At 39.8% G+C, this 16,978-nt stretch carries 15 protein-coding genes; 2 read left to right on the plus strand and 13 right to left on the minus strand.

The annotated features are described in order from the left end of the window. Positions 1-42: 42 nt before the first annotated feature. The 6 genes from ispH to murJ form a co-directional block, all read right to left on the minus strand. Entirely contained in the window at positions 43-987 is a 945-nt protein-coding gene (gene ispH / locus PVK63_RS11235; RefSeq protein ID WP_130086949.1) for a 4-hydroxy-3-methylbut-2-enyl diphosphate reductase, read from the minus strand. Positions 988-1,011: 24 nt separating this feature from the next. Then, the gene (gene fkpB / locus PVK63_RS11240; protein ID WP_130046874.1) at positions 1,012-1,440 is read right to left on the minus strand and encodes an FKBP-type peptidyl-prolyl cis-trans isomerase; all 429 of its coding nucleotides are present in this window, start codon (positions 1,438-1,440) and stop codon (positions 1,012-1,014) included. A 72-nt stretch (positions 1,441-1,512) separates the two neighbouring features. After that, complete coding sequence (gene lspA, locus PVK63_RS11245; RefSeq protein WP_130046875.1) at positions 1,513-2,028, minus strand: signal peptidase II; 516 nt, start codon at positions 2,026-2,028, stop codon at positions 1,513-1,515. Next, a complete protein-coding gene (gene ileS / locus PVK63_RS11250) occupies positions 2,028-4,886 on the minus strand; it encodes an isoleucine--tRNA ligase (protein WP_274440487.1) in 2,859 nt (952 codons plus the stop codon). The genes lspA and ileS overlap by 1 nt, the downstream gene beginning before the upstream one ends. Positions 4,887-4,922: 36 nt before the next feature. Then, positions 4,923-5,855, minus strand: a complete 933-nt coding sequence (gene ribF, locus PVK63_RS11255; RefSeq protein ID WP_130044316.1) for a bifunctional riboflavin kinase/FAD synthetase — start codon at positions 5,853-5,855, stop codon at positions 4,923-4,925. 89 nt (positions 5,856-5,944) lie between these two features. Next, positions 5,945-7,504: a murein biosynthesis integral membrane protein MurJ gene (murJ, locus tag PVK63_RS11260; protein ID WP_130086947.1), complete on the minus strand. Its 1,560-nt coding sequence runs from the start codon at positions 7,502-7,504 to the stop codon at positions 5,945-5,947. Positions 7,505-7,725: 221 nt separating this feature from the next. On the opposite strand from murJ, the gene rpsT reads away from it, so the two are divergent. Next, positions 7,726-7,986 (plus strand): 30S ribosomal protein S20, encoded by a 261-nt coding sequence (rpsT, locus tag PVK63_RS11265; protein ID WP_005417629.1) that lies wholly within the window; start codon positions 7,726-7,728, stop codon positions 7,984-7,986. A 202-nt stretch (positions 7,987-8,188) separates the two neighbouring features. On the opposite strand, the gene PVK63_RS11270 is transcribed toward rpsT, so the two are convergent. Further along, positions 8,189-8,488 (minus strand): ArsR/SmtB family transcription factor, encoded by a 300-nt coding sequence (locus tag PVK63_RS11270; protein WP_130044318.1) that lies wholly within the window; start codon positions 8,486-8,488, stop codon positions 8,189-8,191. A 47-nt stretch (positions 8,489-8,535) separates the two neighbouring features. Continuing rightward, positions 8,536-9,438: a transcriptional activator NhaR gene (gene nhaR / locus PVK63_RS11275; RefSeq protein ID WP_130046878.1), complete on the minus strand. Its 903-nt coding sequence runs from the start codon at positions 9,436-9,438 to the stop codon at positions 8,536-8,538. 404 nt (positions 9,439-9,842) lie between these two features. Here nhaR and PVK63_RS11280 point away from each other — a divergent pair, with 404 nt between their 5' ends. Next, positions 9,843-10,988: a Na/Pi symporter gene (locus PVK63_RS11280; RefSeq protein WP_130086946.1), complete on the plus strand. Its 1,146-nt coding sequence runs from the start codon at positions 9,843-9,845 to the stop codon at positions 10,986-10,988. Between the two features lie 104 nt (positions 10,989-11,092). On the opposite strand, the gene PVK63_RS11285 is transcribed toward PVK63_RS11280, so the two are convergent. From PVK63_RS11285 to rppH, 5 genes are all read right to left on the minus strand, one after another. Then, on the minus strand, positions 11,093-11,944 hold the full coding sequence (locus tag PVK63_RS11285) for a thymidylate synthase (RefSeq protein ID WP_274440489.1): 852 nt from the start codon (positions 11,942-11,944) through the stop codon (positions 11,093-11,095). A 97-nt stretch (positions 11,945-12,041) separates the two neighbouring features. Further along, positions 12,042-12,893 carry a prolipoprotein diacylglyceryl transferase gene (gene lgt / locus PVK63_RS11290; RefSeq protein ID WP_130046881.1) on the minus strand — a complete coding sequence of 284 codons (852 nt, stop codon included), beginning with the start codon at positions 12,891-12,893 and terminating at the stop codon, positions 12,042-12,044. Between the two features lie 10 nt (positions 12,894-12,903). Next, positions 12,904-13,707 (minus strand): sulfite exporter TauE/SafE family protein, encoded by an 804-nt coding sequence (locus PVK63_RS11295; RefSeq protein WP_151655441.1) that lies wholly within the window; start codon positions 13,705-13,707, stop codon positions 12,904-12,906. Further along, positions 13,708-15,969, minus strand: coding sequence for a phosphoenolpyruvate--protein phosphotransferase (gene ptsP / locus PVK63_RS11300; protein WP_274440490.1), 2,262 nt, complete (start codon positions 15,967-15,969; stop codon positions 13,708-13,710). 36 nt (positions 15,970-16,005) lie between these two features. Then, complete coding sequence (rppH, locus tag PVK63_RS11305; protein ID WP_122036636.1) at positions 16,006-16,518, minus strand: RNA pyrophosphohydrolase; 513 nt, start codon at positions 16,516-16,518, stop codon at positions 16,006-16,008. Positions 16,519-16,978: the final 460 nt, after the last annotated feature.

Here is a 16,978-nt window from a genome sequence, read left to right on the forward strand (position 1 = left end):
CTTGCACTCTATCTCAAATTTTGATTCACAGCACGTGAAGTATTAAGACACAGTTTTAATTTGTAATTCTTTTGGCACTTCAAAGAACATATTTTCTTCACGACCGGTTAGCTCTTCAACCGTCGTACCACCAAACGCTTTTACTTGTTCAATGATTTGGTTAACAAGTTCTTCAGGCGCTGAAGCCCCGGCAGTTACACCAACTTTAGCTTGATCGGTTAACCACTCTTCTTTTAAGTCTTCAGGACAATCAATTAAATAGCTTGTTGTGCCTAATTTTTCTGATAATTCACGTAAACGATTTGAATTTGAGGAGTTTTTTGAACCAACGACAATCATTACATCAACCTGACTTGCCATGTCACGTACTGCATCCTGACGGTTTTGGGTTGCGTAACAAATATCATCTTTACGAGGGCCTTGGATCTCAGGAAATACTCGACGTAACTCATCAATCACATCAGCGGTTTCATCCACAGACAAGGTAGTTTGGCTAACATAGTGCAAGTTACTTGGATCCTTAACCATAAGATTAATGACATCACTTGGGGTTTCAACCAAATACATACCACCTGTCTCATTGGCATATTGCCCCATCGTACCTTCCACTTCAGGGTGACCAGCGTGGCCAATCAACACGACTTCAATATTCTTCTTACTTGCTCGAGCCACTTCCATATGTACTTTTGTTACTAGTGGGCACGTTGCATCAAATACAGTTAATGCGCGCTCTTTTGCTTCTTTACGTACAGCCTGAGAAACGCCATGAGCCGAAAAGATAACGATATTGTCGTCTGGCACTTCACTTAACTCTTCAACAAAAATAGCACCGCGCTGCTTTAAACCCTCAACAACAAAACGATTATGAACCACTTCATGACGAACATAAATTGGGGCTTCATACAATTCAAGTGCACGTTCAACAATGCTAATGGCGCGATCAACACCGGCACAAAATCCACGAGGGTTTGCTAATACTATTTTCATTTTTTATCTCTTTATTGTGTTGGATTAACCAACCGCTACAATCTCTACGTCAAAGATAACATCTTGACCAGCTAATGGGTGATTAAAATCCACAGTAACAGAATCTCCAGCAATCTCTGTGATTATTCCTGGAATGTCCATTCCATCAGGGCCACTAAAGGCCATGATAGTCCCCACTTCAGCTGCCGCATCACCCACAAAACGATTTCTATCCATATGGTGGATATTATCAGGGTTTGGAAGACCAAAAGCATCTTCAGCATTAAGCTCAATACTTTTTGATTGTTCTGACTCTAATCCTAATAAACATTTTTCAAAATTATCACTCAGGCTGCCATCCCCCATAGTGAATTTAGCTGGTTTACCCGAACTGTGTGTACTATCCGCAACAGACCCATCTTTTAATTTTATGGTGAAATGTAGAGTAACTTCACTGTTATTTTCTATTTTCATTATTATCTTTCCTTGAAAAAAAACGCCACTCGACTTCTCGGGCAGCGTTCAATTTATTATATCTAATTAGCCTTATTGCTCTTTTTTACCAGAGCGAAAACCGTCTAAGATGATCAGTCCCGCTCCAATACAAATGGCGGCGTCAGCTAAGTTAAATGCCGGCCAATGGTAGTTACCCCAGAAAAAATCAAGGTAATCAACAACAAAACCATGAACTAAACGATCAAACACATTACCAATCGCACCACCAATAATCAGTGCATAAGCAATATTATTTAGTTTGTCAGTTTGTGGTGCTTTACGCATCCAATAACCCAACAAGCTACACACAGCAATCGCAATGCCAGTAAAGAACCAGCGTTGCCAACCAGCTTGATCACTTAAAAAACTGAATGCTGCACCGTAGTTATGAACATAAAGGAAGTTAAAGAAAGGCAACACTTCAATGCGGTTTGCCCAACCGTAACCCATTTCCTTCATCACAAATAACTTGATGCTGATGTCTGCCATAAAGATGATCCCCGCTAGCCATAGCCAGCGGAGTCCCGATTCTTTAAGCAGCGGTAATGTCTTATTATCGCTAGTCATTATGCAAATTTACGCTCTTCGCCTTCACCGTCAATGTTAGATACACAACGACCACATACTTCTTCATGGCCCTCGATTGTACCTACATCAGCAACATGGTGCCAACAACGCTCACACTTCGCAGCTTCAGAGGCAGCAACATCTACAAACAAACCGTCAAGCTCTGTCGCTTTTGCTGATTCTGTTTTTTCGCTAAGCGGTTTAACCGTTGCGCTTGATGTTAGAAGAACAAAACGCAGTTCATCTTCTAATTTATTGATTTTAGAAATCAATTTATCATCAGCGTATAGTGTTACTTCAGCTTGAAGTGCACCACCGATAACTTTCTCACCACGAGCGGCTTCAAGCAATTTATTTACAGAAGCACGAACGGCTTGAATGTCAGTCCAGAATTCATTGTTGAACTCTTCACCTTCAGCAAGATCAAATAGACCTTGGTACCACTCACCGGTGAATACAAATTTCTCACGCTCACCTGGCATTTCATTCCAGATTTCATCTGCTGTGAATGACATGATTGGTGCCATCCAACGAACTAGTGCTTCTACAATGTAGTAAAGTGCCGTTTGACAACTACGTTGAGCGTGACCGCTCTTCTTAGCTGTGTATTGGCGATCTTTAATTACGTCTAGGTAGAAAGAACCCATTTCGATTGAACAGAAGTGCATCAAACGCTGAGTTACTTCATGCAGGTTGTATTCATCGTAAGATTTGATGATTTCTTGCTGTGCAGCAAATGCACGACCTACTGCCCAACGATCAAGAGCAACCATTTCTTCAGCAGGAACGATATCTGTTTCTGGATTAAAGCCGCTTAGGTTCGCTAAGAAGAAACGAGCTGTATTACGAATACGACGGTATGCGTCAGCTGAACGTTTTAGAATTTCATCAGAAACCGCAACTTCATTAGTGTAATCAGTAGAAGCAACCCATAGACGAAGAATATCTGCGCCTAGTTTGTTTGTTACGTCTTTAGGAGCAACAACGTTACCGATAGATTTAGACATCTTACGGCCGTTACCATCTACCACGAAACCGTGTGTTAGTACTTGGCGGTAAGGTGCTTTGCCTTTCATAGCGACTGATGAGATCAGTGATGATTGGAACCAACCACGGTGTTGATCTGAACCTTCTAGGTAAAGATCTGCACTGTGTGTTCTCTCTTCTTGTGGGAAGTCATATTCTTCACGAGAATCAACTACAGAGAAGTGAGTAACACCAGAGTCAAACCATACATCTAAAGTATCTAATACTTTTTCGTATTTAGCGGCATCGTCTTCACCCATTAGCTCAGCAGCATCTACATCCCACCACGCTTGAATGCCTTTTTCTTCAACTAGCTTCGCTACTTTTTCAATTAGCTCTAGTGAATTAGGGTGTAGTTCAGACGTTTCTTTATGAACGAATAAAGCAATTGGCACACCCCAAGTACGTTGACGAGAAATACACCACTCAGGACGACCTTCGATCATACCTTCGATACGGTTTTGACCCCATTCTGGCATCCACTCAACGCTCTTCACTTCTTCTAACGCTTTTGCACGAAGACCTGCTTGATCCATTGAGATGAACCATTGCGGTGTTGCACGGAAGATGATTGGCGTTTTGTGTCTCCAGCAATGTGGGTAGCTGTGCTCGTACGCATGATGATGCAGTAATGCACCTTTTTCTTTTAGTACTTCAAGAACTGAATCGTTCGCTTTGAATACGTGTTGACCAGCAAATAGCTCAGTATCAGGAAGGTATACACCATTTGATCCTACTGGGTTTGCAATTTCTAGATCGTATTTCTTACCAACCACGAAATCTTCTTGGCCGTGACCAGGAGCGGTATGAACGATACCTGTACCTGAATCTGTCGTTACGTGCTCGCCTAAAATAGCCGGAACCGTAAAGCCATAGAATGGGTGGTTAAATTGAAGAAGCTCTAAATCAGACCCTTTTGCAAAACCTAAGTTATGGAAATGCTCGATACCCGCACGATCCATTACCGATTTAGCTAGTTCAGATGCAAGAATTAGACGTTGTGCTTTTTGCTCACCATGGGCTTCAACTTGAACTAATACATACTCAAGATCAGCATTCAATGCTACTGCACGGTTAGCAGGAAGAGTCCAAGGTGTCGTTGTCCAGATAACAACAGATACTTCACCTTCACCTTGATGACCTTCAGGCGTGCTGAATTTTGCTAATGTTGCAGCTTCGTCTGCTGCAATAAAGCGCACATCAATAGATGGAGATACTTTATCTTGGTATTCAACTTCAGCTTCAGCAAGTGCTGAACCACAATCTGTACACCAGTGAACAGGTTTAAAACCTTTAAGTAGGTGACCTTGGTCAGCAATTTTACCCAATGAACGGATGATATTTGCTTCAGTGCCAAAATCCATAGTGCGGTAAGGTTTATCCCACTCGCCCATGATGCCTAAACGTTTGAAGCTCTCTTTTTGACCTTCAACTTGGCCTGCCGCATATTTACGACATTCTTCACGGAACTCAGCAGCAGAGATCTTTTGACCTGGCTTACCTTTTTTCTTTTCTACCATTAATTCAATAGGTAGGCCGTGGCAGTCCCAACCTGGAATGTACGGTGCATCGAAACCTGAAAGTGTTTTCGACTTAATAATAATGTCTTTAAGAATCTTGTTTAGTGCGTGACCAATATGAATGTCACCATTTGCATAAGGAGGACCGTCGTGTAATACGAACGATTTCTTACCTTTTTTCGCTTTACGGATTTCACCGTAAAGATCTTCATCGTACCAACGCTTAAGCATTTCTGGCTCACGATTAGCCAAGTTACCACGCATTGGGAATCCTGTTTCAGGCAGGTTCAAGGTATCTTTATAGTCACTCATTGATTCTTAATTCCGTTACTTGGGCGAAATGAAATGTTATCTATTTTCAGACAGCCACACCCGTGCTGCCTGAGAATCTAATTCTATTTGTTGTTTTAATGCGTCAAATGACTCAAATTTGTGCTCATCACGCAACTTACAAAGTAATTCTACATTCAATTGCTGGCCATATAAATTGGCTTGATAATCAAAAAAATGTACTTCTAGCTGCTGACGAACGCCATTCACCGTTGGGCGATTACCAATATTAGCAACACCACCTAATTGTTTCCCACTCTTGTCTTTAGCTCGAACAACATAAACGCCAGACACAGGTGAAACACAACGCTTTAATGGAATATTTGCTGTAGGAAAACCAATGGTTCTCCCCAACTTTCGACCATGAGAGACACGGCCTGTAATACTGTAATTTCGCCCTAACATAGTGGCGACATCACTTAAGTTATCATTTGCGAGCGCATGACGGATAGCCGTACTGCTTACTCTTTGTTTTTCTAAACAAAAACTTTGTGTATTTACCACTTCAAAACCGTACTTTTTCCCGGCCTCTTGCAGCATGGCGAAATTTCCTTTGCGATGTTTACCAAAGCAAAAATCATCACCAACAACCAGAAATTTAACACCCAATGATCTAACCAACAAGTCTTCGACAAACTCATCAGCGGTTTGTTCTGCAAATTTCTGATTAAAATTAATACACAATAAACGTTCTATTTCTAGTTTTTTAAGCTGAACAAACTTATCTCGTAAACGGGTTAATCGCGCTGGAGCTTTTTCTTTTGCAAAAAACTCCATAGGTTGAGGTTCAAAAGTCATGACAACAGACGGTAAGCCAAGCGCTTTGGCTTTAGACTTAACTTGTTGTAATACTTGCTGATGTCCTAAATGAACACCATCAAAATTACCTATCGTCATTACGCAGCCTTTATGGTCTGGCGTAATATTGTGAATACCTCGGATTAATTCCATTATCTCAATATCAATTTATTCGCTTAAAAAAACTGACGAATTATATACTAATGTGTTCATTCGCACCACTGAACAACGTAATTCTTACTTTACGCTGAAACTCGTAAATGACGAGGACGCAGGCCAAAAACAACGGCGGTTATCAAGTAACTTAGCGCACCTAAGCCAATGAAAGAAAAAAGCATTATGACTCGTTTCATGAGGTTCCACTCTAGCCAAACGCTCATTGATGGCATTAACCACAATAAAATACTTACCATGACTGCGCCTGAAACCATTAATTTAAGCACAAAAAATATCGTCTCTTTTGATAACTTATAAACATTGGCTAAATGCAGACCGCGATACAGTAATGTCATATTGACGAGAGCAGATAACGCGGTAGCCATCGCCAAGCCAACATAACCGTAAAAGTAAGCAAAGATGGCATTAAAGAACATGTTAGTCACCATGGCTATAATGCCGTAACGAACAGGCGTTTTTGTATCTTGTCTTGCGTAATAGCCAGGTGCAAGTACTTTAATTAACATAAAATTAAGCAATCCTGATGCGTAAGCAAACAATGATAAGGAAGCTTGGTTAACATCATGTGGCGAAAACTCTCCACGCATAAATAACACCATCAGCATCGGCTTTGCTAATACCATTAAGCCTAACATCGCAGGGATCCCAAGTAAGATCACCATTCTCACACCCCAATCCATGGTCTGTGAAAAACCATCACCTTCAGCATCTACATGCTTTCTCGATAGTGCAGGTAATATTACCGTTGCTATTGCAATGCCAAACAACCCTAATGGAAACTCTAACAAGCGATCAGAATAATACAACCAACTGATTGAACCTGTTGCTAGAAAACTTGCAATAAAGGTATCAAGTAACAAGTTAATTTGACTGACTGATACGCCAAATAATGCTGGGATCATTAAGGTTCTGATTTTAGTTACACCGGGATCATTCCAACCCCATTGTGGGCGTACCAACATTTTCGCTTTATAAAGAAATGGAATCTGGAATAAAAATTGAATCAAGCCGCCCAGAAATACACCAATCGCTAAGCCGATCTCTGGTTGTTCTAAATTTGGTGAAATAAAATAAGCACAAGCAATAATAGCAATATTTAAAAAGACGGGAGTAAATGAAGAAACTGCGAATTTACCGAGGGTATTTAGAATCGCGCCAGAGAGTGCAACGAAAGTAATAAACCACAGATAAGGAAAGGTAATCTTTAAAAGAAAACTGGCAAGTTCAAATTTAGGCGCATTCGGGCCATCATTAAGCCAATCCATAAACCACCCGGCGCCGAACAGAGCAGTGACCGCTCCTGAACCTAAAATCCCGAAAAAAGTAACAATGGTAACGAGAACCCCAAGGGTACCCGATGCTTTTGCTATTAATTCACGGGTTTTATTATCATCCCCACTGGCGTGATATTCCGTTAATACGGGAACAAAGGCTTGTGAAAAAGCCCCCTCTGCGAATAGGCGACGTAGAAAGTTAGGAATTTTATTCGCAAAAAAGAAAACGTCTGCTGCTGCGCCCGCTCCCATTAAATTTGCTACTACTACATCACGGACTAAACCGAGTACTCGAGACACTAAAGTCATGATGCTGACGATTAAGCCAGAACGTAAAAGTCGTTTACTCACAAAAAAACCTCATAAAGATGGCGATGATTACCATAAAGAGCTTACTAACTGGAAAAAATGCTGTTAGAATGCACGCCATCTTAACCGTGTTTTGCCATTCTCATCAAATTTTTGTTTGATTCAGCTTGGTTTTTACACAAATCAGTTGACATTTAAGTTCAAAGAATGCATATTTCCCGACCTTAAATTGTCACCGAACTACGTTTTTGGGAGTTAGACCCTTGGCAAATAGTAAATCTGCTAAGAAGCGCGCAACTCAAGCTGAAAGACGTCGCCAGCACAACGCTAGCCGTCGTTCAATGATGCGCACTTACATGAAAAAAACTATCGCAGCTATCGAAGCTGGCGATAAAGAAGCTGCAACTGCTGCACTAGCAACTGCAACTCCACTTCTAGACCGCATGGCGACTAAAGGCCTTATTCATAAGAATAAAGCTGCACGTCATAAAGCGCGTTTCACTGCAGCAATCAAAGCTCTTTAATAGAAATTTGATTCTCAGTTAGAAATAAGAAAAAACCGACCTAGGTCGGTTTTTTTATGCCTGCTATTTGGTAAATAAAAAAAGATACGATTCTCTACCCTACCAATGTTTAATACCATTCTGGATAAGTAGTTGTTCAGATAATTGCTTAGATTGGTATAAGCACCTTATCTATATTATGCAGAAAAGTGATCGCCTCGTATTAATTCTTTGGACAATACAGATCATGCAATAATTGAATGACAGACTTAACCTCATGGCTACTTAATGAGTAGTACACGGTTTGAGACTCTTTTCTTGTTGATACCAACTCATCCTTACGTAACCAACCTAAATGCTGAGACAATGCTGATTGGCTCAACTCTAGCTGTTCTGCAATTTGTCCTACCGATAGCTCCCCATCAAGCAGCAAACACAAAATAAACAAACGACGTTCATTTGCCATTGCTTTAAGTAATGTAACGGCTTTTGGCCCATTCTCTGCCATCATCTGTAAATTCATAAACACTACCATCTAATTTAGTTAAAGCTAATTTAGCGTATTCGTCTTTATGATTGCAAATTAAAATCAAATAAATGTGAGAAATCAGCAGAGCAAATGCTTTTTACTGCTGGATGCTGGATCATTCGTTCAGCAAAAATAACGTAATACTCTTCTTTTAAATCATTTACATCAGCAATTCTATGTAAAGTTAGATCAGAGTCTGCCTCATTCATATAAACGGTTGGCGCGAGAAAAACTGCATTGCTTTCACGAGCAAATGCTTTCATTAAAGCGACATCATCAAACTCCCCTAAAATATTTGGGGTAATACCTTGTTGATCACACCACTGGATTACCTTTCTTCCCATTGAGGTTCTGCCACCAGGAATAAGCAGTTTCTTCTTTTCTAAGACTTCAGGAAAGTTGATTGATTCGCTCTCTTTAGAACAAAAGAAACTCATACTACACTCACCTAACTTTTTACTGAAAAGCCCAGAGTTCTGACTTGAATCAACCGGACAATCAGACAAAATCATGTCTAATTTATGTTGAGATAACTGCTCAAGTAATAATTCATGAGTGGATTCAAAACAGCGTAGATGAATAGACGCATCTTCTGGCACTGTTGTTGATAAAACTTTACTTACTAAACGTTTAGAAAGCGCATCAGCAACACCCACATCAAACAATACATTCGACTGCTGGCTGTAATTAACGATATCAAGCATCTCATAACTTAAACCAAACATACGATCTGCATATTTATAGACCAGTTGCCCTAGCTCTGTAGGCTCTACATTCCTACCGTTACGTTTAGTTAATTTACCGTCTAAACGCTCTTCTAATATTTTAATTTGACCAGTGACCGTTTGAGGGGTTAAAAACAGAGCTTCTGCTGCTTTAGTTACTGAACCTTGCTTACATACCATCCAAAAGTAATAAACATGGTTGTAATTTAAGTGGGACATATTGCACCTTATCTCTTTTTGCGAACCGAATAAGTCATCGCATCATAATAATATGAACGATACGCCATTTATTACAGTTAAAGCAAACACTTCGTAAAAACTATTTATTTTATTAAAACTATTCGCTTTTTCCGCAACCAGATTCTTAAAAATGTCATACAAGCGAAACATAGAACAAAAAAGTTTGAAAAAAAATTTTATATTCCATTTTTTAATAAAGAACAAAAACATCTATCATTCAATAACTTAAAGTCGCTAAAGATGATAAAAATAGAGCTTAAATGAATTATGAAGCATTTATTACAGTTTTCTCTTTCACTGTAATATTTCTGAAATATTCGTTATCTACTATCGCTTCAGATTAAATAAACCGACAACATACTATTTCGGTACGGAGCTTTACTATGAATACCCAATCAATTTCTGCAGCAACAATGAGCAATACCTCGCGCATGCTGCGTTGGGCAAACTTAGCATTTATGCTTTACCTTCTTCTTTTAGCGGTTGCTATGGTTGGCACAGGCTTTAAATGGTCTGTTGGTGAGGAAGCAAAAGTTCTTTTTGAATTTGCATCTCACCCTATTGCTGGCTTAATGATCGGCTTAGTTGCAACAGCATTAATTCAATCCTCTTCAACTGTGACCTCTATTATTGTTGGATTAGTGGCTGGTGGTTTACCTATTGAAACCGCAATTCCTATGGTAATGGGTGCTAACATTGGTACTACCGTTACCAACACTCTAGTAAGCCTTGGACACGCTCGTTGTAAAAATGAATTTAGACGTGCATTTGCTTGTGCAACGGTTCATGATTTCTTTAACCTATTAGCCGTGTCTATTTTCTTACCTCTAGAAATGATGTTTGGTATTTTCCAAAAACTATCAGCATGGTTAGTGTCTCCGTTCTTAAGTGCGGGTGACATGAACATGAAAGGCTTTGATTTTATCAAACCAATTACCAAGCCAGTTATCAGCGCGATCCAAGAGCCTCTATCTAGCTTTGGAAGCATGACTGGTGGTCTATTAATGATTGCCCTTGGTATTGCGGTTCTTATCATTTCTATTACTCTTATGGGTAAATTAATGAAGAGTTTAATGGTTGGTCGTGCAAAAGAACTGCTTAAGAGCGCAATTGGCCGTGGCCCTCTACATGGTATCGCATCTGGTACAGTGGTAACGGTTCTAGTTCAATCATCATCGACAACAACAAGTTTAATGGTTCCGCTTGTAGGTACTGGTGTACTTAAAGTTCGCGATGTTTACCCATTCACTCTTGGTGCTAACATTGGTACTTGTGTGACGGCTCTACTAGCAGCAACAGCAGCATCAGGTGAGTATGCGGTTCTTGCTCTGCAAATTGCATTGGTTCACCTATGTTTCAACGTAATTGCAACGCTAGTTATCTTCGGTACTCCATTCTTACGTGAGTTACCAATTAAAGGTGCTGAGTGGATTGCTGAAATGGCTAACCGTAACAAGGCGGTTGTTGCTGGATATTTAAGTTTTGTATTCATCATTCTACCAGGTGGCGTATTAGCTCTAACGGTTTAAGAGTGATAAACAGATAAAGGAAAGCCCCGAAGTAAATGCTTCGGGGCTTTTTTATGTCTTATACAAATGTAATTAGTAAATGGATATTAGTACTGGACTGGGTATTACACTGAAAAAGGATACTTAATCGCTTCATGGCTTTCATAGCTAATCACTTCAAAATCATCCATGGTTACCCATGTTTCTAAATCTTCTAATGATTTGATCTTAGGGTTTATTTTAAAGGTTGGGGCTTTCAATGGCTCACGCTTTAACTGTACGTCTTTCATCAATTCAAGCTGATCTTCATAAATATGACCATTAACGATCTTATGATACGCCTTACCTGCTTTATGCCCTGTGATTTGAGCGACAATCGCAAGTAGGAAATACACTTGGACCATATTAAAATTAAGGCCTAGCGGAACATCACACGAGCGTTGAGTACTATTTAAGTACAATGTATCCCCTAATAGTGAAAAATGGTGTGAGTACATGCATGGACGCAAGCAACCCATATCAAACTCACCAGGATTGTAGAAGTTTAAAATTTCACCACGGTCATCAATACCTGCGCTTAAATCATCAATGATCTTTTTCAGTTGATCGACAAACTCACCATTTGGTTTTGCCCACGAACGACCTTGTACACCGTATACTCGGCCCATGTCATCATCACCTTTACGATGAGGGTTATTCAGCCATGCATCATTTAAGTTCGCATTCGCATCCCATGTTTTAGTGCCAATCTTACGGAAGTCTTCTGCGTTATCGTAACCACGAATATAGCCAATCATCTCTGCGACTGCCGCTTTCCAAAAACTCTTACGCGTTGTAACAAGAGGGAAAACACCATTTTCTACATCGTAAGTTAAATCGGCGTTAATCACCGTTAGGCAGCGTTTTCCTGTACGTTCGTTTTCAATCCAAGTCCCTTCATCAACGATGCGTTGGCATAAATCTAAATACTGCTTCACGGGTCTGCTCTCTTAAAATTAGTTAAAAAAATGGCCTCAAACGAGAGGCCATTACTATAAATCGTCATTCACGCCATTCTAGCGTATTTTTATGAATTTATTTTGCTTTTGATTTCGATTTCTTTGACTTGGTGCCGCTGCTCTTCAAATCAGTCGCAAAAAGATTACGTTTGAATGCCCAAATCATCATCAATAGACCACCAATCACCATTGGCAATGATAAAATTTGTCCCATTGAAATCCAGTCACCAAATAGACCTAACTGAGCATCAGGTTGGCGAACGTATTCGACCAAGAAACGGAAGGTTCCATAGCCAAATAGGAATAAGCCAGAAACTGCACCTAGTGGACGAGGCTTGCGAATAAACCAATTTAGAATGAAGAATAGAACAACACCTTCCAGTGCAAATTCATATAACTGAGATGGATGACGAGGGAAAGGCCCACCCGTTGGGAATACCATCGCCCACGGTACATCAGTAACACGGCCCCATAACTCACCATTCATGAAGTTACCAAGACGACCGGCACCTAAACCAAATGGAACTAATGGCGCTACAAAATCAGCAATGGTAAAGAAGCTACGATTATTTTTATAACCGTACCAGAGCATTGCGGTGATCACACCTAATAAACCACCATGGAAAGACATACCGCCTGTCCAAACTTCAAATAAGTACAGAGGGTTCTCTAAGAAATGGCCAAAGTTATAAAACAGGACATAACCAACACGTCCACCAATGACTACCCCTAAAAAGCCTGCAAACAGAAGATCACTCACTTGATCACGAGTCCAACCGCTGTTTGGTTTATCAGCACGTTTATTAGCAAGCCATAAGGCAAACATGAAACCGAATAAATACATTAAGCCGTACCAGCGTACTGCTAATGGCCCTATTTCAATCAAAACTGGATCGATGTGTGGGAAGTTCAAATACCCCTGACTCATGATTACTCTCTTATCCTAAGAACATTTTACTGCCAATAAATACTAGAAATACGGCAAAGATTTTTTTTAATGTCGGTGTTGGTAAATGTGACGCTAATTTAGCCCCAACTCTAGTGGTTAAAATAGAGGTAAAGCTAATACCACACAATGCGGGTAAATAAACGTAACCTAAACTCATTGGCGGTAAGTTTTCCACATTTACACCATGTATTACAAACCCTATCATGCCTGCAATAGCGATTAATGTGCCACATAATGAAGAACTGCCAATGGCCTTTCTCATTTCAACACCATGAAAACTTAAATAAGGTACCGTTAGTGATCCACCACCAATGCCCGCTAAGCTAGACACGATACCAATAACACCACCGGATGTCGCAACTTTAAGCGGTGGCGGCATTATTCTTGTCGCCGTAAATTTAAGCGCTAACAGCATCTGTAGAGCTAATAAAAGCACAATAACACCAAACACTTTCGGTAAATAATGTGCTGGTATTAATTCGGTAAGGTAACTGCCAATAAAACCGCCTAGAATAACCCCTGGTGCTAAACTTTTAATAAGCCCCACTTCGACATTACCTAAACGTAAATGGTTCCATGCCGATGAGCTTGAGGTGAATATAATGGTCGCTAGTGAGGTTCCTAATGCCATTTGCATTGCAATAGTAGCGTCAATCCCTGCTTGGGGAAGTAACCATAACAATGCAGGAACAACAAGTAATCCACCACCAATGCCTAATAAGCCAGCCATTACTCCAACAACACTGCCTAATGCAAGATAGAGTGCAAAAATAGACCAAAAATCCACTGACATTTATTTACCTGCTCGAATAAATCCTGAAAGATTCTTCTCTTCAAAAAACGCCATCATATCAGCTAAAATTTGCTCTGCATCATCATGGTGTAAAAGTTTGGCTATTAGCGTTTCTATTTCTGATAACCCTACCTGTCTAATAATATACTTAACTTTTGCTACATTAGAGGTATTCATACTTAAACTGTTGTAACCCAGGCCCATCAACAATAAACATCCAATGGAATCACCCGCCAATTCTCCACAGACACTCACGGGTAATCTACACTGATTTGCCGTATCAATAATCTGTTTTAATGCTAACAATACCGCAGGATGATAAGACTCATACACATGAGAAACTCGTGAGTTATTTCTATCTACTGCTAATAAATATTGAGTTAAGTCATTAGTACCAACAGAAATAAAATCAACAAGTCCTGCAACCCTGGGTAATAAATACAGCATTGAGGGTACTTCAACCATCATACCTATGCGTGGTTTTGAGAAGCTTTCATCAGACTCACTAAGCACCTCTTCATAAGCCTGATTAATCAACACTCGTGCTTGTTTTAATTCTGGTATCCCTGAAATCATCGGCAACATAATCGATAAATTTTCATTGCCAATATTGGCTCTTACCATCGCTTTTAATTGCAATAAAAAGATATCAGGGTGGTCTAAAGTAAATCGAATACCACGCCAACCTAAAAATGGATTATCTTCTTCTATTGGTAAATAAGGTAACGGTTTATCCCCACCAATATCCAATGTTCTCATGATGACTGGTTTTTGAGGATAGGTTTCTAAAATTGCCTTATATTGCAAATATTGCTCTTCTTCAGAAGGAAATCGTTGATGCAATAAAAAGGGTATTTCGGTGCGATACAGCCCTACACCATCAACCCCTTGGTTAACAGCAATGCTTGAGTCTGCGCTTAATCCGGCATTAAGATGGATCTTCATCAAATGCCCATCTAGCGTTAATGTTGGTTTATCTAGATCTTGTGTTATTAACTCAGAGAGTGCGATCTCTTCGTTTTGTAATTCGATGTATTCTTGAGTTAGCGCTTCTGTCGGCTTGATATAAAGCAAGCCACTGTAACCATCAACAATGGCTAATGATTTATGGTAATGAGCTGGGTTAAACTCTACGCCCATAATCGCTGGAATGCCTAAAGCTCGAGATAAAATAGCAGCGTGAGAGTTAGCTGCCCCCTCAAGAGAGATAACCCCTCTTAACTTATCTTTTGGGATACTCGCAAGCATTGAAGCTGTTAATTGGTTTGTCACCAAAATAACAGGGTGAGACAGTTCAATATCTAGGTTATCTTCATAGTTCAAAAAGTAGAGTAAACGCTGTCCTAGCTCTCTAACGTCATTTGCTCTCTCACTTAAATAAGAGTCACTCATTCTCTCAAAACGGCCAGCATAAGACTCAATAACTTGGCGCAATGCCCACTCAGCAGAGTCCCCTTTATCGATCTGTTTTTTCAGATCAGCTTTCAGCATTGGATCATTTAATAAGTGAGTAAAGAGATCAAAGATTGCTAACGTTTCGTTGTTTAGCTCTTGCTCAAAACGCTTTTTCGAACGTCTAAAATCCTTTAGTGCTAACTCAACCGCCGTACCTAAACGATCTTTTTCCAGCTCAATATCAAGACAAGAACTTGGTAAAATTGCTTCTATTTTAGGTTGGGCATCATCAAACCATAAAGGGGCAATACCTACGCCATTAGATGCAGAGATCCCTTTAAATTGTTTCTGTTGTATTACTGAAGTTTGTAGATGAGCAGACCAACTTTCGTGTGCTTTCGCGTGCGCTAATACCACTGCAAGTTGAGCAGAAAGCGTAACAAGAAAGGATTCTTCCACTTCTGTAAATTGGCGTTTCTCTTTCTGTTGAACAACTAAAACGCCTAAATTTTGCCGACGATAGATGATCGGCGTCGCCAAAAAAGAGTTAAATTTATATTCAGCAATACTTGGAATGTATTTATACGAGGGGTGTACTGAGGCATTAGCGAGGTTTAATGGCTCGCAGCTACGGGCAACCAGGCCTACAAGCCCTTCATCAATACCAAGTGAAACGGTATTCGGCTTGGCTTTTAAACCTTCGGTAGCCATCAATTCTAAACGCAGATTATCATTACTCATTAAATAGACTGAGCAACACTCTGTTCGCATTGAGTGACGGGTATTCTTCACTAATAACGCTAAAGCATCATCGAGCGATTCTGCTTTAGCGACGTGATCAACTATGTCCCTGAGTTGAGTAAGCATAAGAGGCAATCCTTAAGGTTATAAGGTATCGACCGCTTAACCTTTTTTACCTTTCCTTTTAAATTTTCGTTCCTTAAACGGCATAGCAATTACCGCGAACTCTTTGAGGGCTCGACGATAAACATCACGCTTAAATGAAACCACTTGTCTAACTGGGTACCAATAACTTACCCATCGCCAACCATCAAATTCTGGCGTGCGATCTCTTTGCATATTCACCTTGGATTCGTCACATTCCAAGCGTAGCAAAAACCACTTCTGTTTTTGCCCAATACAGACAGGTTTTGAATCCCATCTAACTAAACGCTTCGGTAATTTATATCGTAACCAATGGCGGCTACTTGCTAAAATACGTACATCATTTTTTGTCAGACCAACTTCTTCATACAATTCTCGGTACATTGCTTGCTCTGGTGTCTCACCATCATCAATGCCACCTTGTGGAAATTGCCAAGAATGTTGTCCGTATCGTTTCGCCCAGAATACTTGACCATGGCTATTGCATATCACTATCCCGACGTTCGGGCGGAAACCATCGCCATCTATCACTGGATGACCTCATCTTAAACTTATATTGCCTATGATTTTTTCACAGATCGTCTCTTTGAGCAAACAGGATCACGCTTTCTTATCACGTTTTACTAAAATAACCTCTTTTATTGAATAACTTTTAATCACAAGAGAACTTATCAACATAACAATGAGAGCTGCCCCACATTTATTCACCTTTTCTGTGTATAACTTTGTGAAGAAGATAAAAACAAATCAAATTGAGCAATAAAAATCAATTTATCAATAGAGTAAAGATAATAATGGGAAATCAATAAATATCATAATAAACATAAAGTTAAACAAAAGATCTTTAATTGGATCTTTTTTATTTAACTCTGATTGAATAATATGAACACAGATCGGTTAAAGATCGAGCAACTTGATGGTTACCCACAATTACAAGCTCTATAATGTGCTCGCCCTTAAAAAGTCAATAACTTATTAAGAAATAAAGTAC

The sequence above is a fragment of the Aliivibrio sp. S2TY2 genome, from assembly GCF_028765525.1.
Classification (GTDB): Bacteria; Pseudomonadota; Gammaproteobacteria; order Enterobacterales; family Vibrionaceae; genus Aliivibrio; species Aliivibrio finisterrensis_A.